This window comes from Listeria grayi DSM 20601 (assembly GCF_000148995.1).
In the GTDB taxonomy this organism is placed as follows: Bacteria; Bacillota; Bacilli; order Lactobacillales; family Listeriaceae; genus Listeria; species Listeria grayi.
The window spans coordinates 41,277-61,070 of sequence record NZ_GL538354.1; the positions used below are offsets into that span (position 1 = coordinate 41,277).

General features: G+C 42.2%; 21 protein-coding genes and 1 rRNA gene. 8 read left to right on the forward strand and 14 right to left on the reverse strand.

Going from position 1 to position 19,794, the window contains the following annotated elements:
- Positions 1 to 232: 232 nt before the first annotated feature.
- The gene (locus HMPREF0556_RS12430) at positions 233 to 1,444 is read left to right on the forward strand and encodes an NAD(P)/FAD-dependent oxidoreductase (protein WP_003759171.1); all 1,212 of its coding nucleotides are present in this window, start codon (positions 233 to 235) and stop codon (positions 1,442 to 1,444) included.
- A 52-nt stretch (positions 1,445 to 1,496) separates the two neighbouring features.
- Here HMPREF0556_RS12430 and HMPREF0556_RS12435 read toward each other — a convergent pair whose 3' ends face one another.
- Positions 1,497 to 1,970 (reverse strand): divergent PAP2 family protein, encoded by a 474-nt coding sequence (locus HMPREF0556_RS12435; protein WP_003759173.1) that lies wholly within the window; start codon positions 1,968 to 1,970, stop codon positions 1,497 to 1,499.
- A 128-nt stretch (positions 1,971 to 2,098) separates the two neighbouring features.
- Between HMPREF0556_RS12435 and menI the strand changes: the two genes are divergently transcribed.
- Complete coding sequence (gene menI / locus HMPREF0556_RS12440) at positions 2,099 to 2,470, forward strand: 1,4-dihydroxy-2-naphthoyl-CoA hydrolase MenI (RefSeq protein ID WP_036108206.1); 372 nt, start codon at positions 2,099 to 2,101, stop codon at positions 2,468 to 2,470.
- Positions 2,471 to 2,493: 23 nt separating this feature from the next.
- Here the strand turns inward: menI and mnhG are convergent, their stop codons facing one another.
- The 8 genes from mnhG to HMPREF0556_RS12480 all read right to left on the reverse strand — a co-directional run bounded on the left by mnhG (position 2,494) and on the right by HMPREF0556_RS12480 (position 9,908).
- Positions 2,494 to 3,087, reverse strand: a complete 594-nt coding sequence (gene mnhG, locus HMPREF0556_RS12445) for a monovalent cation/H(+) antiporter subunit G (RefSeq protein ID WP_003759177.1) — start codon at positions 3,085 to 3,087, stop codon at positions 2,494 to 2,496.
- On the reverse strand, positions 3,071 to 3,358 hold the full coding sequence (locus tag HMPREF0556_RS12450; protein ID WP_003759179.1) for a Na(+)/H(+) antiporter subunit F1: 288 nt from the start codon (positions 3,356 to 3,358) through the stop codon (positions 3,071 to 3,073). Before HMPREF0556_RS12450 ends, mnhG begins: the two co-directional genes overlap by 17 nt.
- The gene (locus HMPREF0556_RS12455) at positions 3,355 to 3,834 is read right to left on the reverse strand and encodes a Na+/H+ antiporter subunit E (RefSeq protein WP_036108210.1); all 480 of its coding nucleotides are present in this window, start codon (positions 3,832 to 3,834) and stop codon (positions 3,355 to 3,357) included. Before HMPREF0556_RS12455 ends, HMPREF0556_RS12450 begins: the two co-directional genes overlap by 4 nt.
- Positions 3,835 to 3,840: 6 nt before the next feature.
- Positions 3,841 to 5,328, reverse strand: a complete 1,488-nt coding sequence (locus tag HMPREF0556_RS12460) for a Na+/H+ antiporter subunit D (protein ID WP_040486952.1) — start codon at positions 5,326 to 5,328, stop codon at positions 3,841 to 3,843.
- The gene (locus HMPREF0556_RS12465) at positions 5,318 to 5,665 is read right to left on the reverse strand and encodes a Na(+)/H(+) antiporter subunit C (RefSeq protein ID WP_003759184.1); all 348 of its coding nucleotides are present in this window, start codon (positions 5,663 to 5,665) and stop codon (positions 5,318 to 5,320) included. The genes HMPREF0556_RS12460 and HMPREF0556_RS12465 overlap by 11 nt, the downstream gene beginning before the upstream one ends.
- A complete protein-coding gene (locus HMPREF0556_RS12470; protein ID WP_003759186.1) occupies positions 5,666 to 6,088 on the reverse strand; it encodes a Na(+)/H(+) antiporter subunit B in 423 nt (140 codons plus the stop codon).
- Positions 6,075 to 8,498, reverse strand: a complete 2,424-nt coding sequence (locus HMPREF0556_RS12475) for a Na+/H+ antiporter subunit A (RefSeq protein ID WP_003759188.1) — start codon at positions 8,496 to 8,498, stop codon at positions 6,075 to 6,077. Before HMPREF0556_RS12475 ends, HMPREF0556_RS12470 begins: the two co-directional genes overlap by 14 nt.
- Before the next feature lie 201 nt (positions 8,499 to 8,699).
- Positions 8,700 to 9,908: a lmo2377 family MFS transporter gene (locus HMPREF0556_RS12480; protein ID WP_003759192.1), complete on the reverse strand. Its 1,209-nt coding sequence runs from the start codon at positions 9,906 to 9,908 to the stop codon at positions 8,700 to 8,702.
- Positions 9,909 to 10,118: 210 nt separating this feature from the next.
- Between HMPREF0556_RS12480 and HMPREF0556_RS12485 the strand changes: the two genes are divergently transcribed.
- Positions 10,119 to 10,703 (forward strand): peptidylprolyl isomerase, encoded by a 585-nt coding sequence (locus tag HMPREF0556_RS12485; protein ID WP_036108216.1) that lies wholly within the window; start codon positions 10,119 to 10,121, stop codon positions 10,701 to 10,703.
- A 58-nt stretch (positions 10,704 to 10,761) separates the two neighbouring features.
- On the opposite strand, the gene HMPREF0556_RS12490 is transcribed toward HMPREF0556_RS12485, so the two are convergent.
- The gene (locus tag HMPREF0556_RS12490; RefSeq protein WP_003759196.1) at positions 10,762 to 11,142 is read right to left on the reverse strand and encodes a VOC family protein; all 381 of its coding nucleotides are present in this window, start codon (positions 11,140 to 11,142) and stop codon (positions 10,762 to 10,764) included.
- A gap of 100 nt (positions 11,143 to 11,242) precedes the next feature.
- Entirely contained in the window at positions 11,243 to 12,604 is a 1,362-nt protein-coding gene (locus HMPREF0556_RS12495) for an aspartate kinase (RefSeq protein ID WP_003759199.1), read from the reverse strand.
- Between the two features lie 236 nt (positions 12,605 to 12,840).
- Here HMPREF0556_RS12495 and HMPREF0556_RS12500 point away from each other — a divergent pair, with 236 nt between their 5' ends.
- Positions 12,841 to 13,152 carry a PTS sugar transporter subunit IIB gene (locus HMPREF0556_RS12500; RefSeq protein WP_003759200.1) on the forward strand — a complete coding sequence of 104 codons (312 nt, stop codon included), beginning with the start codon at positions 12,841 to 12,843 and terminating at the stop codon, positions 13,150 to 13,152.
- 147 nt (positions 13,153 to 13,299) lie between these two features.
- Here HMPREF0556_RS12500 and HMPREF0556_RS12505 read toward each other — a convergent pair whose 3' ends face one another.
- From HMPREF0556_RS12505 to HMPREF0556_RS12515, 3 genes are read right to left on the reverse strand one after another with little or no spacing between them, the layout of a single operon-like run.
- Positions 13,300 to 13,980, reverse strand: coding sequence for an ABC transporter ATP-binding protein (locus HMPREF0556_RS12505; RefSeq protein ID WP_003759202.1), 681 nt, complete (start codon positions 13,978 to 13,980; stop codon positions 13,300 to 13,302).
- On the reverse strand, positions 13,980 to 15,083 hold the full coding sequence (locus tag HMPREF0556_RS12510; protein WP_003759203.1) for an ABC transporter permease: 1,104 nt from the start codon (positions 15,081 to 15,083) through the stop codon (positions 13,980 to 13,982). The genes HMPREF0556_RS12505 and HMPREF0556_RS12510 overlap by 1 nt, the downstream gene beginning before the upstream one ends.
- A 17-nt stretch (positions 15,084 to 15,100) precedes the next feature.
- Positions 15,101 to 16,273 carry a MalY/PatB family protein gene (locus HMPREF0556_RS12515; protein WP_003759205.1) on the reverse strand — a complete coding sequence of 391 codons (1,173 nt, stop codon included), beginning with the start codon at positions 16,271 to 16,273 and terminating at the stop codon, positions 15,101 to 15,103.
- Between the two features lie 142 nt (positions 16,274 to 16,415).
- Between HMPREF0556_RS12515 and yugI the strand changes: the two genes are divergently transcribed.
- From yugI to HMPREF0556_RS12535, 4 genes are all read left to right on the forward strand, one after another.
- Entirely contained in the window at positions 16,416 to 16,769 is a 354-nt protein-coding gene (gene yugI / locus HMPREF0556_RS12520) for a S1 domain-containing post-transcriptional regulator GSP13 (RefSeq protein ID WP_003759207.1), read from the forward strand.
- Between the two features lie 78 nt (positions 16,770 to 16,847).
- Positions 16,848 to 17,258 (forward strand): NUDIX hydrolase, encoded by a 411-nt coding sequence (locus HMPREF0556_RS12525; protein ID WP_003759209.1) that lies wholly within the window; start codon positions 16,848 to 16,850, stop codon positions 17,256 to 17,258.
- Positions 17,259 to 17,332: 74 nt separating this feature from the next.
- Entirely contained in the window at positions 17,333 to 18,685 is a 1,353-nt protein-coding gene (locus tag HMPREF0556_RS12530; protein WP_003759211.1) for a glucose-6-phosphate isomerase, read from the forward strand.
- Positions 18,686 to 19,157: 472 nt separating this feature from the next.
- Positions 19,158 to 19,794 (forward strand): 16S ribosomal RNA (locus HMPREF0556_RS12535); the annotation flags it as partial.

Here is a 19,794-nt window from a genome sequence, read left to right on the forward strand (position 1 = left end):
TAGCATAAAATCAGTTAAAAAGAACAGCTTTTCTTACGGAAGCGGATACTTATAAAAAGATAAAAAAAGTAAGTTTATCTTCTTGAAAATGCTTGTGAAAAAGTCTATGATAGAATAGTGAGTTGACATTTTCACTTAGTAATAGATGTTTAGCGCAATCTATCTAGAAGTGAGAAATATTTGCAAAATTATTTGTGAAGAAAAATATAAGGGAAAGTAGATGTGATTACAGATGAGCAAATCTAAAATTGTCATTCTAGGTGCTGGTTACGGCGGTCTTAGAACGTTACGTAAATTACAGCAATCGAACATCGATGCGGAAATCGTATTGGTTAACAAGAATGACTATCATCATGAAACAACTTGGCTGCACGAGGCAGCTGCAGGTACGATCGAACCAGAAAAATTGATGTACTCGATCGATAAAGTAGTGAACAAATCAAAAACAACTTTCATCCAAGATACTGTTGAAAAAATCAACAAAGACGAAAAAACAGTTACCCTAACTACAAAAGGGGAGATCGCATACGATTATCTATTGATCGCATTAGGTTCCGAAGCAGAAACTTTCGGTATCAGTGGGTTGAAAGAGTATGCACATACTATCACAAGCGTAGATTCTGTTAAAAAGATCCGCGCACACATTGAAGCACAATTTGCGAAATGGAAATCCGAACAACGCGATGAACTATTGACAATCATCGTTGGTGGAGCAGGATTTACGGGTATCGAATTCTTAGGGGAATTAACAAACCGTATTCCTGAATTAGTGAAAACATACGACGTTCCTCGTGAAAAAGTTCGTATCGTTTGTCTAGAAGCTGCTCCTCGCGTACTTCCACAATTCGATGAAAAATTAGTTAGCTACGGCGTTGGTGTATTAGAAGACCGCGGTGTAGAGTTTAAAGTGGGCAAACCAGTTAAAGAAGCAAATGCAGACGGCGTTAAATATGCGGAAAGCGAAAACGATGTTCGCGAGATCAAAGCAGCAACGATCATTTGGGCTGCCGGCGTTCGTGGGAATAGCGTGATCGAAGCTTCTGGCTTTGAAGCAGGCCGTGGCCGTGTGAAAGTAAACAATAACTTAACTGTACCAAATAATGAAGAGATCTTGATCGTAGGCGACTGTTCCTTGATCATTAATCCGAATAATGAACGTCCATACCCACCAACGGCACAAATTGCGTTGCAACAAGCAGATATAGCTGCGAAAAATCTAATCAAATTGGTCAACGGCCAATCTGATTTAGAAGATTTCGTTTATCACGAAAAAGGAACAGTATGTTCCATCGGTGATAATGATGCGATCGGCGTTGTTATGGGCAAACCGCTTAAAGGTTATCCGGCATCTGTCATGAAAAAAGTGATCGACGACCGTGCGCTCTTAATGCTAGGCGGAGCTGGCGTTTTAGCTAGTAAAGGGAAATTCCAGTTCTACAAATAAAAACAAAATGAAAAGAGGTGATACACCAGCCCGCTGGATATCACCTCTTTTTTTATAGGAATAATTCAAACAGGATACCGATTACGATCCCTGTTACTGCTCCGAAAAATACTTCTACTGGCTTATGACCAAGTAATTCTTTCAAATGCTTGGTTTTTTCTTCTTGCTTTTCCGCCGTCAATCCTTTTGCGTGAACAACAAATTCTTGGAAATCCAGTGTTAGTTTGTTCAGTACGATGGCTTGCTCCCCGGCCTGCCGTCTAACACCAGTAGCATCGAACATGACGATGACGCCGAACACTACGGCGATTGCGAAATAAGGAGAGCCGAAACCATGTTCTACTGCCAGTGTAGTCATCAGCGCCGTTACTGCAGCGGAGTGCGAGCTTGGCATACCGCCCGTTGAAAACATCAAGCCCCATTCGATTTTTCGGTAAACGATCAAATGGATCGGAACTTTGATAAACTGCGCGAATAAGATTGCTACAATAGAAGCAATAAAAGGTATATTAGTGAATAAGTCCATGGAAATCTCCCCTGTCTAAAGCTTTATAATTTATTTTACCACAAAGCAAGTATTAAAAACGCCATCTGCTCGCAAGGAAGCGTAATAATTTGTATAATAGAGATATTCTACTAGAAGAAGGTGTTTTTATGGCATTTCATGAAACGATCGGAATTATTACCGAACATTTGGAAAAGGGAAAAGCAATCTTAAAACTTCCGGTCACAGAAGCAGTCCTGCAGCCGTTCGGTTATCTGCACGGTGGTGTATCGGTCGCACTTGCTGAACATGCAGCTAGTATGGGAGCGAGTAAAATGATCGCAGAAGATGAGATCGTTTTTGGATTGGAGATCAATGCCAATCATCTGGCTTCTAAGCAATCAGGCGAACTTACCGCAACAGCACTACCTATTCATATCGGTAAAACGACCCACGTCTGGGAAGTAAAGATCACAGATGAAACGAATCGTTTGATCTGTATTAGCCGCTGTACGATCGCGGTAAAGAAAAAAAGACAGTAATAGGGAAATCACTTTAGATTTCCCTATTTTTCTTCCTTTTTATCCTCAGTTTTATTTTCTTCTTCTTCCTCGGCGATGATCTCGCCTTCGGAATCTTCTTCTTGTTTTTCGACTGTTTCTGATTCTTTTTCGCGAGCTTCTTCTTCCTCATGGTCTTGTTTCTCGATTCGTTCTACTTCCCTATCCCATTCGAGTCGATCTTCCAATTCTTCTTTTTCCTGACGCGCTTTTTCGACTTGTTCTTGTCTGATGATCAAATTACGGCGCTGTTTGATATCTTCTTTTTTCACCGACCGCAGCTGGTCACGAACCCGGATCGCCAGTGGAACGCCGGTGTCATAAGCGGCACGGTTGATAAAGTGCGACGCAACCGGTGTGGTCAGATAGATGAACAAAATTGCTAATATCAAGCGAGCATTAAAGCCCTCGCCGGAATGGAAAAAGTAGCCGACTGTCGTAAACAACAGCAGGCTGACACCAAATGTGTTACTCACCCCGGCAGCATGCGTCCTTGTATAAACATCGGGAAGTCGAATGACGCCGACCGCAGCAAGGACGCTAAGCAGCCCGCTGATGATGATCAAAATCGAAATGATCCACTCAATTATCACGTTCACGTTCGATCACCTTCCCTTTTTCAATAAATTTCGCATACGAAATCGTTCCAATAAATGCCAACAAGGCAATCAAGAGAATAACATCTAAATAAGCATCTGTATCATAGAAAATCGAAAGCAGTGCTACGATCGCTACAAGATTCATTCCAGTAGAATCGAGCGCGACTGCTTTATCTGAGGTGGTAGGTCCTTTGAGCATTCGATATAGGTATAAGAAAGTCGAGATGGAATAAAGCAATAGTCCGATCGACAAAGCGATTTTTAAAATCATCCGTGAAACACCTCCATAATGGCACCTTCATAAGATTTACGGATCGTTGCGATTTCTTCTTCGATGTTTGGCACATGCAAGGAATGGACATAAATAACTTTATAATCATCGGAAATATCAATGGAAAGTGTCCCAGGAGTAAGTGTGATCATGATCGCCAGCATGGTTACTTCCCAGTTTGTCTCCAGCGTTGTGTCATAACGAAATATACCAGGTCGGATATTCATATCCTTTCGCAAAATAATCCGAGCAACATGGACTGTTGAGATAATCAAATCATGGATAAAGAAATATACCAATTTGACGAGTGCGAATAATCGAAAGAGGTAAAACCGGGAGCCAAGGAAACGGCGCATAAAGAAGAGCAGCACGATCCCGATCAAAAACCCGATAATGAACGTTCCTACTGTAAATGAAGATTCAAGGAACATCCATAAAGCGGCGAGAATTATATTGATAATCAATTGAAAGGCCATAAACACTCACTCTCCTAGTACTGCATGAATATAGATTGTTGGATCGATCAATGGATCGACCGCTTGTTTGATAAACGGATAGATCGCATCTGTGAAAATCCCGTAGCTGAGTGATAAGGCAAGCAGGACGACGATCGGGATCATCATTCGCTTGTACGATACCTGCAGATTAAACGTACCTTCTTTAACGCCCCAGATCCCTTTCGTAAATAACTTGATCATGGAAAAGAGGACGAATAAACTTGAGACCAAAACGATTGTTCCACCAACAAAATGTTGGGAATCAAAAGCACCTTCCACAATGAAAATTTTTCCGATAAATCCGCTAAGAGGAGGGATGCCCGCAAGGCCAAGCGTTCCGATAAAGAATGCCCAGCTAAGCGCTGGTTTTACCGACATCAGTCCGCTGAACCGCTTCGTACTGGAATAACCGGTGATCGCGATGATCGTTCCCACTATCAAGAATAAGGCTGTTTTGATGATCATATCATGGAACAGATAGAAGATCGCGCCATTCAATGATTCCCGCGTCATCAGCGATAAGCTGTATAAAATAACACCGATCGCGATCATAATGTTATAGATCAATACCGTTTTCATATCATAGTAACTAATTGCCCCAATAATACCGAGCACAATTGTCAGCAGCGCCAAAATGCTAAGTAGCGGCATGACAAAGGAAGTTTCTTGATGGAAGAATAAGCTGAATGTTCGAATGATCGCATAGACCCCGACCTTAGTCAGCAACCCGCCGAACAATGCTAAAATCGGCATTGGAGGAGCAAAGTAAGAACCAGGCAGCCAAAAATAAAGCGGGAAGACGCCGGCTTTTAAACCGAAAACGAATAAGAACAATACCCCGACAACACTTAGCATGCCATAACTATGATCCCCCAGGGTGCTGATCTTCTGAGAAATATCTGCCATATTTAAAGAACCGATCATCGAGTAAAGCAGCCCGACCGCTACAACGAAGAAGGCAGAACCGATCACGTTGATCAGCAAGTACTTGATCGTGGCTTTCAGCTGAATCTCCGTCCCGCCGATGACAAGCAATACATAAGAAGCCATCAGCATTACTTCAAAGAACACAAACATGTTGAAAATGTCGCCCGTTAAAAACGAGCCGTTCACCCCGACGATCATAAAGAGAATCATCGGATAGTATAAAAAGCGTTCCCGCGGTTTCCCAATTGAATAAAAGGAGTAAAAGATAACGACCGTAACAAGCAGGCTGGTGGTGAATGTCAATAATGCCGCCAACATGTCGGCCACGATACTAATACCAAACGGCGCTTTCCAGCTGCCGAGATTTACAACTTGAATCCCATGTACATGCACATAATAAACTAAAAATCCTGATCCGAACAACAGCAAAATACCGAAACAAAGAGCAGCGATCCGCTGGACGATGATCTTTTTAGGAAGTAAGAGCAGCATGATGGAGCCGAGGAAAGGAATCAAAATGGGTAGTAACACAATATTATTTATCATCAGCTTCATGTCCTCTCGTCTTAGAAATACTCTCACTGTCTAATTCTTGATAAGCTCGGTAAGCGAGGACAAGGAAAAAGGCAGTAATCGCAAAACTGATAACGATCGCCGTCAGTACAAGCGCTTGCGGCAGCGGATCATTAAAAAGTTTTCCGATTCCTTTTCCGATCAGGGGAGCTTTCCCTTTTTTGATGCCACTCATCGTAAGCACCAGTAGATTGACACCGTGACTCAAAATTGCAGTTCCGATAACGATACGGAGAAGACTTTTCGACAGGATGAGGTAGATACCGGCAGCAAAGATCAGTCCGATGAGGATCGACATTAATACTTCCATCTAATCACTCTCCCCAATCGATTGAATAATCGTCATTGTCACACCAACAACCACTAAGTAAACGCCTAGATCAAAAAGTGTTGCTGTGTGCAGATTTGTTTCTCCTAGGATCGGCAATTGAAAATGCCCGTATTTATGTGTCAAAAAAGTATCTCCGGTGAAAATACCGATCATCCCAGTTCCAAGCGCGAATGCCAATCCGATCCCAATCAGCATGATCGGATTGATATTCAGCATACTGCTGACTGTTTTCGTATCATAAGCAAGTAATGTCAGCGTGATCGCGCCAGAAGTGGTGAGCCCAGCGACAAATCCGCCGCCAGGATTATAATGTCCGGCAAAAAACAAGTGGAGCGAGAAAAGGAAAATAATGAAAGAAACTACTTTCGTGACATTTCGAAGTAAGACGTCATTCGTTTTCATCTAATTTCCTCCTTTTCGTTAAACGTAGTTTGATCATGATAAAGATACCAATGGCAGCAATGGAAAGGACCATTGTCTCAAAGAGCGTATCAAAACCACGGAAGTCGACCAAAATAACATTGACGATATTTTTACCAGCCGCTTCTTTATAAGCATTTAGTTCATAGTATTTAGAAATTGACTCGAAAATATCCGTATTATAAGCAGAAAGAGAAATCAGCGTTACCACAACGCCAACACCGATGCTCAAGAATGTCTTGATCGACAGCCATTTCGGTTTTTCTTCGATATTACTGAACTGCGGTAAGAAATAAAAGACAAGCAAGTACAAGACGACCGAAATCGTTTCAATGACAAGCTGCGTCAAAGCCAGATCCGGTGCTCGTGCGATCACGAAGAAGATACTGATCGTATAGCCCATCGCACCGAGTAAAATAATCGACGTGATCCGTGACTTGGAAAATACGATTCCGACGAGTGTCACGATAATCACGACCACAAGGATAAAGTCGATCAGTGTCACTTTCGTCAAGTTGGAAAAGTCGAAGTTCCAAGCATTCGTGAATGTCATCGCCGACAGTACCATTACAATGAAAGAAGCAAGCATATAATTCAGATAGGTCCGCAGCCAACCAGTCATCAGCCACATTGTCATCCGATAAGAACCACTTTCTATCCAGAAAAGGCTATTATCATAAATACCGCCCCATTTAAAGAAACGCGGGGTTTTTTCGATCAGCCAAACTTTCCAAACAGAATGCCATTTATAAAGCAGTGCGCCGATAATGACGATGCCAAATGTCATCAAGAGGGCAGGCGTGATACCGTGCCAGAAACTGATATGGATCGTAAAGTTTTCACCCAAACCGTTATTTTGCAGAGCTGGCATGATGGAACGAACAGCAGGTTCTAAAATCGGTCTAGCCAGAAGGTTCGGGAAAAAGCCGGTCACGATAACAATAGCGCTAAGTAATAGAGGCGGGATCAATAATCCGGCTCCAGCTTCATGCGGTTTTTTAGGTAGTTTTTTGATTTCACCTTGACCCGTAAATGTTCGGAAGAATATCAGCATGCTGTAAATGAAGGTAAATACGCTTGCGATCCAGATAATCGCTGGCAAGATGATCATCAGCGCATCGGCGTTGAACAACTGCAGATGTGTGATATCGACCATTGCTTCCAAGAACATTTCCTTGCTTAGAAAGCCATTGAACGGTGGCAGACCAGCCATGGAAAAAGTCCCGATGAAAGCAATAGTTGCCGTGATCGGCATGATCCGAAGCAGTCCACCAAGTTTCCGAATATCCCGCGTTCCGGTTTCATGGTCAATGATTCCGACCATCATAAACAAGCTGCCTTTAAAAGTCGCATGATTGAATAAGTGGAACATCGCTGCTACTAAAGCCGCGATATAAATATTGTCATTGTTACCTTTGAAATGAAGTGCAGCAGCACCGATCCCAAGGAGGGACATGATCATCCCTAATTGACTGATCGTCGAATAGGCAAGGATCGCTTTCAAATCATTTTTGAGTGTCGCATTCACAGAACCCCACAGAATCGTGAGTACGCCGACGATCAAAATCGTCCAGAACCACACACCCGAACTGGCAAACAAAGCAGTAAAACGAGCGACTAAATAAAGTCCCGCTTTGACCATTGTAGCGGAGTGCAGATAAGCACTAACAGGCGTAGGAGCTTCCATTGCATCCGGCAACCAGATGTGAAACGGCACTTGAGCAGATTTCGTAAAAGCACCAAGTAAGATAAAAATCATTGCGGGAAGAAATAGAGGGCTATCCGAGAGGGAAGCGGCATTTCCAATAATTTCATGAACCGAATAAGTACCGCTCATCAAATGAAGGACAATAAACCCACCGAGCATCATCAGCCCACCAAAAACGGTGATCAGCATTGCTTTACGAGCGCCATATCGAGAACGTTCACGGTGATACCAGTAACCGATCAATAAAAACGAGCTGATAGAAGTAAGTTCCCAGAATAGATATAAAACAATTAAATTATCACTCAACACAACGCCGAGCATGGCGGTCATGAAAATAAGTAAAAAGACATAAAAATTATTCAGACGCTCTTTGTTTTTACCGAGATAAAAAATCGAATAAAAAGTCACTAAAGCACCGATACCAGTTATCAGTAGGACAAATAACAGACTAAGCCCATCGAGCCGAACGGTAAAATCGATCCCTAATCGCGGGATCCATGCCATCGTCTTCGTGATCGGCCCATTGATTGTTTGCGGGATCAATGTCAAAAAGTAGATAAAGAGTACGATCGGGATCGGAAGCGCAAACCACCCTGTGTGGACTGATTTTGTAAATCGATAAATTATCGGGATCAAGATTGCCATTAAGAGAGGCAGCAAAATAGCCAGATGGAGAAAATTCAAATTTAGTCCTCCTTTTGTAAACAGCCACTATCAAAAATCATTACTAGATTATTTTTCAAGTAAGTACTTACATTTATTTTTGTAAAATAAAAACTTAATTTAAGTATAACATAAATATTTCTGAAAAAAAACCTCAAGCTGCCGGCAAATGCTGGGGAAATAATCTCATCCAGCACTTGCCGCCAAAAGGAAGCCGCTCGATCAATCCACATTCACATGACGCTTGCGGTCGGAATGCAGTGAGCCTAACAAGATGAAGAAGGCGACGAAAAACATCGCGCTCGTAAAGAGAAAAACATTCGAGATGCCCACAAAACCAGCCAAAATGCCACCAAAGATCGGGCCGATCACATTTCCTAAGAACCGAGCACTTTGATTGTAGCCTAGAATCTCTCCCTGCATTGCTGGCGGAGCAGCGATCCGAATATACGCCGTTGTACAAGGAATCATGCCACCAAGAGCGATCCCAAATAAGAACCGGCAGATCACAAACACCCAGAGGTTAGAAACGAATGCTTGAGGGATGACTGTCACCGCAGCAAGAATGAGCAAAATGTTGAGGATTTTTTCGTAGCCGTATTTATCGCCCCATTTGCCCCATTGCCGCGTCATCACCAAGTTGCCAAACCCAGTAGCGGAGAAGGCAAGACCAGAAAGAAAAGCAATATTTGTGGAATGCGTCATACTACCCACATATAAAGCAAGCAACGGCTGAACGCTGAAGTTAGCGACTTGGATCAATGCCGTGATGATCAATACGGTCAAGAGAACCCGCAGACTGAAGATTTGTTTCAATACCGCACGTCTGGAATAGAAGGGACGTCCGCCTTCCTCAGAATCCAATCGGTATTCCTTCAACCCGAAGCCAACTAAAATCGCAGCAATCATGATCGCGATCCCAGTAATAGTAAATGTATTTTTGAATCCAAATACATCCGCCATCGCTCCGCCAAGCAAAGGCCCGAACAGCATACCCGTCACACCGCCTAATTGAAGCGTCCCTAATATCTTACCGGCTTCTTTAGCAGGCGTTTGTCTGGCAATAAAAGCGTTGGAAACACCGACAAAACCAGTAACGATCCCCATAAATATTCGCAAAACAAACAAATGAAAGACCGAATCGGCAAAGCCCATCAAAAAAATACAGACCGCAAGCCCGATCGCTGTGCCCGTAAGAATACCCTTGTAGCCATGTTTATCACCTAACCGACCCCAAATCGGAGAAAATATAAATGCAATCAAAAAGGTGATACCGAAAATATATCCCGCCCAGCGCTGCACATAAGCATCACTATAATGCCCAAATGTTTCAATATATAAGGAGAGAAAAGGCATGATCATCGTCATGCTCGCGGAAACAAGTAAATTCGCCCCCATCAAGATATATAAATTCCGCTTTTGTGCTGTCATTATCTCACCTCATTTCTTAAAAGTTTGCATATTGTCTTATCTATTATAGAATAAATACAATAGACAATAAAAAGGATGTGCTTTTTTGGGTAAAAAAATTGTTATTTGGTCAGCAGCTGTTATACTAGTATTGTACATGGTCGCAGTAATAAGTAATTTACTTTATATGTGGCTAGGTTGAAAAATTTAAAAATAAAGGAGTTAATACAATTGACATACCCTCAATTATCGAAAGAAATCGCAGAAAATGAAGTTGCAGTAGAAATGGTGACAAATCGTGGAACAATCAAATTAAAATTATTTCCAGAAATAGCGCCAAAAGCAGTAGAAAATTTTGTCACACACGCTAAAAATGGTTATTATGATGATTTGATCTTCCACCGTGTTATCCCTGAATTCATGATTCAAGGCGGCGACCCACAAGGGCAAGGTTATGGCGGCGAAAGCATCTGGGGTGATCCATTTGAAGACGAATTTTCACCTTATGCGTTCAATATCCGTGGAGCTCTTTCGATGGCGAATGCCGGTCCGAATACAAACGGGAGTCAATTCTTCATCGTTCAAAAACCGGACATGCCGGAAGATATGATCGAACAAATGAAAGAAGCTGGTTTCCCATCTGAAATCATCGAAGCATACAAAACAGGAGGCACGCCTTGGTTAGACGGCCGCCACACTGTTTTCGGCCATGTGGTAGAAGGTTTGGATGTAGTAGATACGATCGCAAGCGTACCGACTGTGGGACAAGATAAACCTGCCAATGATGTAGTGATCGAAAAAGTTATTGTGAAGTAAAGAATAGTTAAAAACCGCTTGAGATCATGCTCAAGCGGTTTTTTTGAAGTCCATAAATTTACTCTTCCGCAGTAGCGGGAGTAAAGAAATTGATGAGATTTCCATCAGGGTCGCGGAATAGCAAGGAACGGTTGCCCCAAGGCATATCCGTAGGTGCGTTGACAAAGGATGAAATAACCTTTTTGAGCCGTTCATATTCAGCGTCTACATCAGCAACGAGGAAATCAAGCATGACAGATCGATTTGCTCCGGCTTCCGCAGCATTATCTCCTAACAGAGGCACTGTTTTTGAACTTGCAATGGCTAGAACGCCAGCATTGGTCCGTAGCTCCGCAAATAAAGGATGTAAGCGTACGGCTTTTAGTTCCGTGATTTTTTCATAGAAACGGATTAAAACATCAACATCATCCGTTATAATGCGAGTGGCTTGTAATTTCATCTACATCTCCTACTTTCTATAATAAATACACTATTTATTATAATAAAATAGCCGCAGAAAAGCAAACGGACGTTCTGTTTTGTGGAGCCACTTAGAAAAGCTATTTCAAAACCTGTACAAAAAACTCCTCATATAACGCCTGAACCGCGCGCTCCTCCTGTTCTTCACTGACACCAAACATAATACTGACCTCCGAAGATCCCTGGTTCAACATCTCGATATTCACACACGAGCCAGACAATGCTTTCGCCGCACGCGCTGTGATTCCAACATTTTGGCGCATTTCCTCACCAACCACCATAATTAGAGAGATCTGGTGCTGGATATGAATGCTATCCGGCTTCAATTCGGTCTCCAAATCTGTGATCAGCGTTTGCTCCAATGTCGCAGTCAATTGATTTTCCCGCAATAGGATTGTTAGATTGTCGATCCCAGAAGGCATGTGCTCGAAGTTCAAATGATGTGCTTCCAGAATCTGTAGTATCTTTCTCCCAAAACCAATCTCACGGTTCATTAGATATTTACTAATAAAAATACTGCAGAACCCGCCATCGCTTGCGATCCCTGTGACCGGTCGACTACTTCCTAACCGTTGTTTGACGATCTTAGTTCCTTCACTAAACGGGTTGTTAGTATTCTTGATATGTACTGGAATGCCGGCTTTAAAAGCAGGGATCAAGGCTTCATCATGGAAAACAGAAAATCCGGCATAAGAAAGTTCACGCATTTCCTGATAAGTTAATTCGTTGATCTGCTCTGGATCTTTGACGATATTCGGATTGACAGTATAAACTGCATCCACATCAGTAAAGTTTTCATACAAATCGGCTTGGATGCCATTGGCAAGAATCGCGCCAGTAATGTCAGAACCGCTTCGGGAAAATGTCACGATCTCGCCAGCTTTCGTATAACCGAAGAAACCGGGAAAAACAATGATGCCAGGTTGTTCGCGCAATTTATATAAATTGCGATACGATTCGGGGAGGACTTGGGCATTTGCATGTTCAGCCGTAACGAATAAGCCGGCATCTTTTGGATTGACATACGTGGCTTCAAGCCCTTGATGTCGCAAGTAAGCAGCGACTAATTTCGCATTATTGTCTTCACCGCTCGCTTTGATCTTATCCATGAAAACATCCGGATCGTTTGTATCTGCGGCTAAAAGAAGCGTCAAATCTTTCTCGATCTCTTCTATAATAGCCAGATCCATATCACTATCTAGCGCGATATCACGATAACGGTGGATAATCTTCGCGAAAATCGCTTCCGTGTCTTCCTGCAACAACCGCTTTGTTGCACAATCGATCAATAAGTCCGTTACCTTGGCATCTCCCGCAAAACGTTTGCCAGGAGCAGAAACGACAACGATTTTTCTAGATAGATCTTCCGCTAATAACTGATGTACTTTTTGGAGTTTTTCTCCCGAAGCGAGCGAGCTTCCTCCGAATTTGATTACTTTCATGCTTTCACCTCGACGTTTTTTTGGAAAAGTTTATTGTCTATTATCGCGCTATTTCTATAAAAGTGCAACATGAAAAGTTAGTTTATTTGGAAAATTCTAGTTATTTATAGAAAAAACCGCCATAAAAAACATTTTCTAAAATAAAGTAAGGGTTTACTTGTTAATTATACCAGTCATGCGCTATAATAAAGATGTAGCAAATATTTGTACCTTGAACTAGAAAGGAAAGATTGATAATGAAAAATATAGTATTAGTATGTGCGGCAGGAATGTCCACGAGCCTTTTAGTTACAAAAATGCGCCAAGCTGCGGAAGCAAAGGGAGAAGAAGCTAAAATCGATGCTTATTCTATCTCTGAAATCAATACGGTAGCAAAAGACGCAGATGTTGTATTGTTAGGACCACAAGTTCGTTACCAAAAGAAAACAGTTGATGATGTTGTAGCTGGTCGTATTCCAGTTGATGTTATCGATATGACGGCGTATGGTACAATGAACGGTGAAAAAGTATACGCACAAGCTGTAGAATTAATTGAAGGTAACAAATAAGCAAACTCATTTTTAAAAATAAAAGCACTCAAGAAAACGAACTGTTCGGCCGTTTTTTGTCCGAAATACTGTAATCGTTTTCTCAGAGTGTTTTTTTGATTTCAAAAAGAACCCTTTGACGGCATTTGGCAATCAAAGGGTTCTTTTCTATTTTTGTTTCGTCAATAAACCGTCTTCCATATAGTAAACATGATCACAGAGATCCAACATTCTTTCATCATGTGTGACCATGATCGCAGCACGATTAGTACCAACAACTTCGGAACGGAGTAGTTCGACGACTTCGCGGCTCCGCTTGGAATCTAAACTTGCAGTCGGCTCATCAGCAAGGATGATCGAAGGCTGATTGATGATCGCCCGTGCGATCGCGACCCGCTGTTTTTCACCGCCAGAAAGGTCTTTTGGATAAAATTGCTTGCGGTCACCAAGTCCCAATTGCTCCAAGATCACATCAGCTTCTTGATTGGCTTCGCTTTTCGTCTTCCCAGCAGTACGGCCGATAAAGGTGATCTGCTCTTTTACTTTTAAATAAGGAACAAGATAGGCCGCTTGGAAAATAAAACCAATCTCTTCCAACCGAATATCTGTCCGCTCTTTTTGTTTAAGAGTACTGATATCACGTCCGTTTATGGAGATCGTTCCTGTAGTAGGTGAGATCAAAGCACCGGCAAGCGAAAGAAAAGTACTTTTACCGGAACCAGAAGGTCCTACGATTGCAATCAATTCACCACTTGCAGCTGAAAAGTTAGTTGGCTTCAGCGCTTCGATGGTCGATTTTCCGGATGGATAGGTTTTGCTTACATTTTCAAATGTCATAAGATTTGTCATTATTCGTCACCTCCGCGAATGGCATCTAGTGGATCGATCTTAGCGATCCGGTATAACGAAAGCAGCGAACCGATGATCGCAACAACGAAGAACAAGACGGAATAACTGATGATCGTTACAGTATCAAGTCGGAATGGCATTGCATCCGGCAAGATCAAAGGAAGCAAGAATGTGACCAATACGCTGATAATGATCGCGATCAAAGAAATGACAACGACTTGACCAATAATGCTGCCAGCCAAGCGTTTTGTCTTGACTCCGAGCGCTTTTAAAATCCCGAATTGTGCAGTCTTCTGTAAAGTCATGACGTAGAAGAAAGCTGTTAGGATAAAACCGCCAATGACAACTAAGAAATAAATCATCATGTTCAGCGTCATTTGTTCTGCAGAATAGCCCGGGATCTGATCCAAGAATGCTTTATGATCTAGTAGTGTCAATTTCTTATCACTAAGCGCCACTTTTTTATCAGCATCGACTTTTTTGATTGCTATCGCGCTGGTTTGTGGCGTTTTTTGATGATATAAAATCGGATTTATCTGCTGCCAAGTCGCGATGTTCAGATAGGCAACTGGCGCATGACTGTATTTTTGATCAGTTGTAAAGCCTACAATTGTAAGTTCACGATTTAAAATATCGTCCATCAACACGTCGCCAATGTGCAAGCCCTCTTTTTTCAAAGAGGAATCCACGACGATCTCGTCAGGCTTTGTCACTTTCAAAGAATGACCGCTGGCGATCTTCGGAGCTAAAAAGCTATCAGGCTGAATGCCGAAAAGCGCCACGCTGTATTTTTTATCATCGCTTTCTCGTTTTAAAGTCTGCATAGATTGGCCAAAAAGAGCAGCATCTTTGACATTACTGTCTTTTTTGATCGTATCTAAAGCCTTCTCATTGAAAAGCGAGCGAGCAAGTGTACCTTGGGCGTCCTTACTGATCGCATAAAGTGGTACATTGTTATTGGCGATCGAGGAAGCATTGTCATATGCCAGACCGTTTGCAAGACCAGATAAGATCAAGGCAAGCAAGATGATCAATACCATGATGCCAGTAACTAAGAAAAAACGTAATTTTGAATATAAAAGTTCACGCATTCCAAGAAACATGAATAAAACTCCTTCTATTATTTATTTTTTTTAAGTCCGGCAATAAGCGCGGCAGTTCCTTTTTTTAAAGTTTCACGCGGGCAAGCGATGTTGAGGCGGACAAACTTTTTGCCTGACAATCCGAAAGTGGATCCCATTTGCACGCCCACGCCTTCGTCAATCAGGTTTTGATAAATTGTTTTCTCATCACTTTCAAAAGAACGACAATCGAGCCACATGAGATAAGTCGCTTGCAATTCAGTGACCGTGATTTCCGGAAGTGCTTCATGCAGTGCTTTTTTGACATACAAATAGTTGTCATAGATGTAATCACGTAATTCATCCAGCCATTCGGCTCCACCAGTATAAGCAGCTTCCATTCCTGCGATCGCAAAAGCGTTTAAGTCAGGCTGGCTCATATAAGCCTGCTCTGCACGGACTTTTTCTTGATAGTCAGGATTCGTAATAATGAAATAAGAAGCTTTGATGGCAGCTAGGTTAAACGTTTTGGTTGGCGCCATCAGTGTAATGATCTCGTATTCATAGTCAGGTGCAGCCACAGCGAGCGGGATATGCTTATACTGCTTCATTACCAGATCACTGTGGATCTCGTCAGATACAATCGGAATATTATAGGTAGCGCAAAGTCTAGCGATCGCCTGCAGTTCTTCCTTAGAATAACAGCGACCACCAGGATTTTGCGGATTACACAGTAAGAAAAGTTTGACATTCTCCTCGCGAATCCGTTTTTCCATATCTTCTAAATCGATCTGATATTGGCCATCTTCATAACGAAGCGGGGACATTACTACTTGGCGGCGTGTTGCTTTTGTGACTTTGAAGAAAGGATGGTAGATTGGCGAATGCATCAGCACCCCGTCACCTTCTTTCGTTAATGCCCGTATCAATAAAGAGATAGAAGGCACGACAGCTACATTATAAAACAGTGACTCCTTTTTAATAACATAGTTATGACGGTTTTTATTCCATTCAATTATTGCTTTTGGCAAAGAATCGGGGATCAGCTCATAGCCGAAAACACCACTTTCCGCGCGCTTATGTAGAGCCTCGATGACTACATCGGGAGCTTTAAAATCCATATCGGCTACCCACATCGGGAGAAGGTCTTTGCGACCGAAAAGTTTCTCCGCGCCATCCCACTTTTCAGAGTTGGTTCCAAGCCGTGTGATGACCTGATCAAAAGTACTCATAGCAGTAATCCTCCTTTACAAAAATTCTCTATTATTGTAACACAAAAGCAGTTTTATCCCTATAAGGATGAATTATTGTTTAATAATACATGGAGTGTTATAATGTAGGACACATATATCACAGTAGAAAGCAGGTGCGGGTATGAGTGAATATAAGGTTGGCGATGTCGTTACTGGTAAAGTGACCGGTATCCAAGCTTATGGAGCCTTTGTAGCGCTCGATGAACATACTCAGGGTCTTGTGCATATCTCTGAGATCACACATGGCTTTGTCAAAGATATCCATGATTTCTTGGAATTAGAACAAGAAGTAAAAGTCAGGATCCTTGATATCGATTCAGAAGCAAATAAAATCAGCTTATCCATACGTGCGACCGAAGAAAATAACCACACAACCAGCAAAAAGAAACCAACACGCGATGATGGAAAAGAAGATAACGGTTTCCATACATTAAAGGAAAAATTACAAGAATGGATAGAAAAAGCAGATAAATAAGCGAGCTCTGTCAAAGGGCTTCGCATCGCTGTTATTTTTTTAATTTTCGGATTATTCTCACAGAAAAGGGGACGAGGGATGAAACGGATCATCAAAGTGGAAAGCTTTATTTATAATGAAAAAAAGGATAACGTTCTTCTTACAAGACAAAAAGACTTGAGCTGGACTTTGCCTGGCGGTGTAGTCCGAAATGATCAAACTTTAGAAGACGCATTGCGTCAGCTGGTCGCTCATCAGACTGATGTAGATCTGTGCATTGACGCGCTGATTTACTGCAAAGAACGAAAAACTGAGTGGGAACATGTCTGTACTTTCTTATTCCGCGCCTATCCGCTTGGTGATTTTGACCAGGTAAGCGTCGGTGATACCATCATCCAAGCCGAGTGGGTATCGATCCCTACTGCAGACAACATGCTCAAATGGCAAACGTTGTCTTTGGCGGAATTTATTCGCTCAGCAGGAAGCCATTATGAAAATTTGATCCAATAAGGGGCATTCCTTGATAAAATGGCGTTATTAGGATAAAGTAAGGATGAAATCTTTTTTAATTTGGAGGGAAAATCATGACACATATTAAGTTTGATTATTCAAAAGCGCTCCGTTTTTTTGAAGAACGCGAATTAGATTATTTGGAACCTGCTGTCAAAGCGGCACACGATGCTTTACATAACGGCACCGGCGCAGGAAGCGACTACTTAGGTTGGGTGAATTTACCTAGCGATTACGACAAAGAAGAATTTGCACGTATTCAAAAATCCGCAGAAAAGATCCAAAATGATTCAGAAGTATTGATCGTTATCGGGATCGGCGGATCTTACCTTGGAGCAAGAGCGGCTATCGAAGCGTTAAATCATTCCTTCTATAATGTACTTGAAAAAGGAGAACGAAAAACACCTCAAGTTTTCTTCGCAGGAAACAGCATCAGTTCCAGCTACTTGCATGACTTAGTAGAAGTAGTAGGAGATCGTGATTTCTCTGTAAATGTTATTTCTAAATCCGGTACAACAACAGAACCAGCAATTGCTTTCCGCGTATTCAAAGAGTTGCTAGAGAAGAAATATGGTAAAGACGGTGCGAAAGGTCGTATCTATGCAACAACGGACAAAGCGAAAGGCGCACTTAAAACATTGGCTGACAACGAAGGCTATGAAACATTTGTTGTTCCTGATGATGTTGGCGGTCGTTTCTCTGTTCTTACAGCTGTTGGCTTATTACCGATTGCAGCCACTGGTGTGGACATCAAAAAAATGCTAGAAGGTGCTGAAGCTGCTAGCAAAGATTTTAGCGCTCCAGAATTAAAAAACAATATTGCGTATCAATATGCAGCAGCACGTAATGTCCTTTACCGTAAAGGGAAAGTAACAGAATTGCTGATCAGCTATGAACCAAGTCTGCAATATTTCAATGAATGGTGGAAACAATTATTCGGCGAAAGTGAAGGGAAAGATAAGAAAGGTATTTATCCTTCCAGCGCAAGCTTCTCTACGGACTTACATTCTTTGGGACAATATATCCAAGACGGCAGACGCAACCTATTTGAAACAGTAGTAAAAGTAGACAAACCACGTCATAACCTTACTATTAATAAAGAAGATGTTGATTTGGACGGTCTTAACTACTTGGCAGGCGAAACAGTAGACTATGTAAACACCAAAGCATTTGAAGGGACTTTACTCGCACATACAGATGGCGAAGTTCCAAACTTTGTTGTAGAAATTCCTAGCTTAGATGAATATACATTTGGTTATTTAGTATACTTCTTCGAGAAAGCAGTCGGCATCAGCGGCTACTTAAACGGCGTCAATCCATTTGATCAACCTGGAGTAGAAGAATATAAAGCAAACATGTTTGCTTTATTAGGTAAACCAGGATTTGAAGAAAAGAAAGCCGAATTAGAAAAACGCTTGAATGACTAATAGTCAGTCACAGAAAGCCTTTAGCATAGTGCTAAAGGCTTTCTGTTTGCTGTTTTTGCGAAAATAATGTAGAATACTATATTAGACAAGTTGATTCTATCTAACATTTTGGTGCGGAGCAAAACATACATTGTTTTTCCTGCCTGAATAATAGAATATCCGCCTTTTTAAAACTTTTTCAACTTTATTCAAAAAACTTTCGAAAAAGTATTGACGAAAGCGAAAAAAACTTGGTATATTTATAAACGTTGCTGATACGCACAAAGCGCTTCGGCAAGGCAAGAAACGACCTTTGAAAACTGAACAAAAAGAAGACGAAATGGTAACGGAACAGTATGTTTCGGAACATCGCAAGCGGAAACAAAAAGTTGTTTCCAAATAGTAACAAACTAGTAAGTAATTGCTAGCGAAGTCAATTTATGACGCGAGGAATTTATTCGGTCAAACGAATAAATATTCAAACGCACTTTATTTTAAAGAGAGTTTGATCCTGGCTCAGGACGAACGCTGGCGGCGTGCCTAATACATGCAAGTCGAACGAATGACCTTAGGAGCTTGCTCCTTTGGTCGTTAGTGGCGGACGGGTGAGTAACACGTGGGCAACCTGCCTGTAAGATTGGGATAACTCCGGGAAACCGGAGCTAATACCGAATAATAATTAGCTCCGCATGGAGCGGGTTTGAAAGGCGGCTTCGGCTGTCACTTACAGATGGGCCCGCGGTGCATTAGCTAGTTGGTGGGGTAAAGGCCTACCAAGGCGACGATGCATAGCCGACCTGAGAGGGTGATCGGCCACACTGGGACTGAGACACGGCCCAGACTCCTACGGGAGGCAGCAGTAGGGAATCTTCCGCAATGGACGAAAGTCTGACGGAGCAACGCCGCGTGTGTGAAGAAGGTTTTCGGATCGTAAAGCACTGTTGTTAGAGAAGAACAAGGATAAGAGTAACTGCTTGTCCCTTGACGGTATCTAACCAGAAAGCCACGGCTAACTACGTGCCAGCAGCCGCGGTAATACGTAGGTGGCAAGCGTTGTCCGGGAATTATTGGGCGTAAAGCGCGCGCAGGCCGGTTCTTAAGGCCGAAGGGGAAAGCCCCCGGCCTAACCG

Bases quoted from the DNA above. Each gene is read 5' to 3' on its own strand.
- yugI (WP_003759207.1), top strand. From the start codon at position 16,416: ATGAGTGAATATAAGGTTGGCGATGTCGTTACTGGTAAAGTGACCGGT.
- menI (WP_036108206.1), top strand. From the start codon at position 2,099: ATGGCATTTCATGAAACGATCGGAATTATTACCGAACATTTGGAAAAG.
- HMPREF0556_RS12480 (WP_003759192.1), bottom strand. From the start codon at position 9,908: ATGACAGCACAAAAGCGGAATTTATATATCTTGATGGGGGCGAATTTA.
- HMPREF0556_RS12470 (WP_003759186.1), bottom strand. From the start codon at position 6,088: ATGAAAACGAATGACGTCTTACTTCGAAATGTCACGAAAGTAGTTTCT.
- HMPREF0556_RS12430 (WP_003759171.1), top strand. From the start codon at position 233: ATGAGCAAATCTAAAATTGTCATTCTAGGTGCTGGTTACGGCGGTCTT.
- HMPREF0556_RS12525 (WP_003759209.1), top strand. From the start codon at position 16,848: ATGAAACGGATCATCAAAGTGGAAAGCTTTATTTATAATGAAAAAAAG.
- HMPREF0556_RS12505 (WP_003759202.1), bottom strand. From the start codon at position 13,980: ATGACAAATCTTATGACATTTGAAAATGTAAGCAAAACCTATCCATCC.
- HMPREF0556_RS12500 (WP_003759200.1), top strand. From the start codon at position 12,841: ATGAAAAATATAGTATTAGTATGTGCGGCAGGAATGTCCACGAGCCTT.
- HMPREF0556_RS12460 (WP_040486952.1), bottom strand. From the start codon at position 5,328: ATGATAAATAATATTGTGTTACTACCCATTTTGATTCCTTTCCTCGGC.
- HMPREF0556_RS12465 (WP_003759184.1), bottom strand. From the start codon at position 5,665: ATGGAAGTATTAATGTCGATCCTCATCGGACTGATCTTTGCTGCCGGT.
- HMPREF0556_RS12455 (WP_036108210.1), bottom strand. From the start codon at position 3,834: ATGGCCTTTCAATTGATTATCAATATAATTCTCGCCGCTTTATGGATG.
- HMPREF0556_RS12490 (WP_003759196.1), bottom strand. From the start codon at position 11,142: ATGAAATTACAAGCCACTCGCATTATAACGGATGATGTTGATGTTTTA.
- HMPREF0556_RS12515 (WP_003759205.1), bottom strand. From the start codon at position 16,273: ATGAGTACTTTTGATCAGGTCATCACACGGCTTGGAACCAACTCTGAA.
- HMPREF0556_RS12450 (WP_003759179.1), bottom strand. From the start codon at position 3,358: ATGATTTTAAAAATCGCTTTGTCGATCGGACTATTGCTTTATTCCATC.
- HMPREF0556_RS12435 (WP_003759173.1), bottom strand. From the start codon at position 1,970: ATGGACTTATTCACTAATATACCTTTTATTGCTTCTATTGTAGCAATC.
- HMPREF0556_RS12530 (WP_003759211.1), top strand. From the start codon at position 17,333: ATGACACATATTAAGTTTGATTATTCAAAAGCGCTCCGTTTTTTTGAA.
- HMPREF0556_RS12510 (WP_003759203.1), bottom strand. From the start codon at position 15,083: ATGTTTCTTGGAATGCGTGAACTTTTATATTCAAAATTACGTTTTTTC.
- HMPREF0556_RS12495 (WP_003759199.1), bottom strand. From the start codon at position 12,604: ATGAAAGTAATCAAATTCGGAGGAAGCTCGCTCGCTTCGGGAGAAAAA.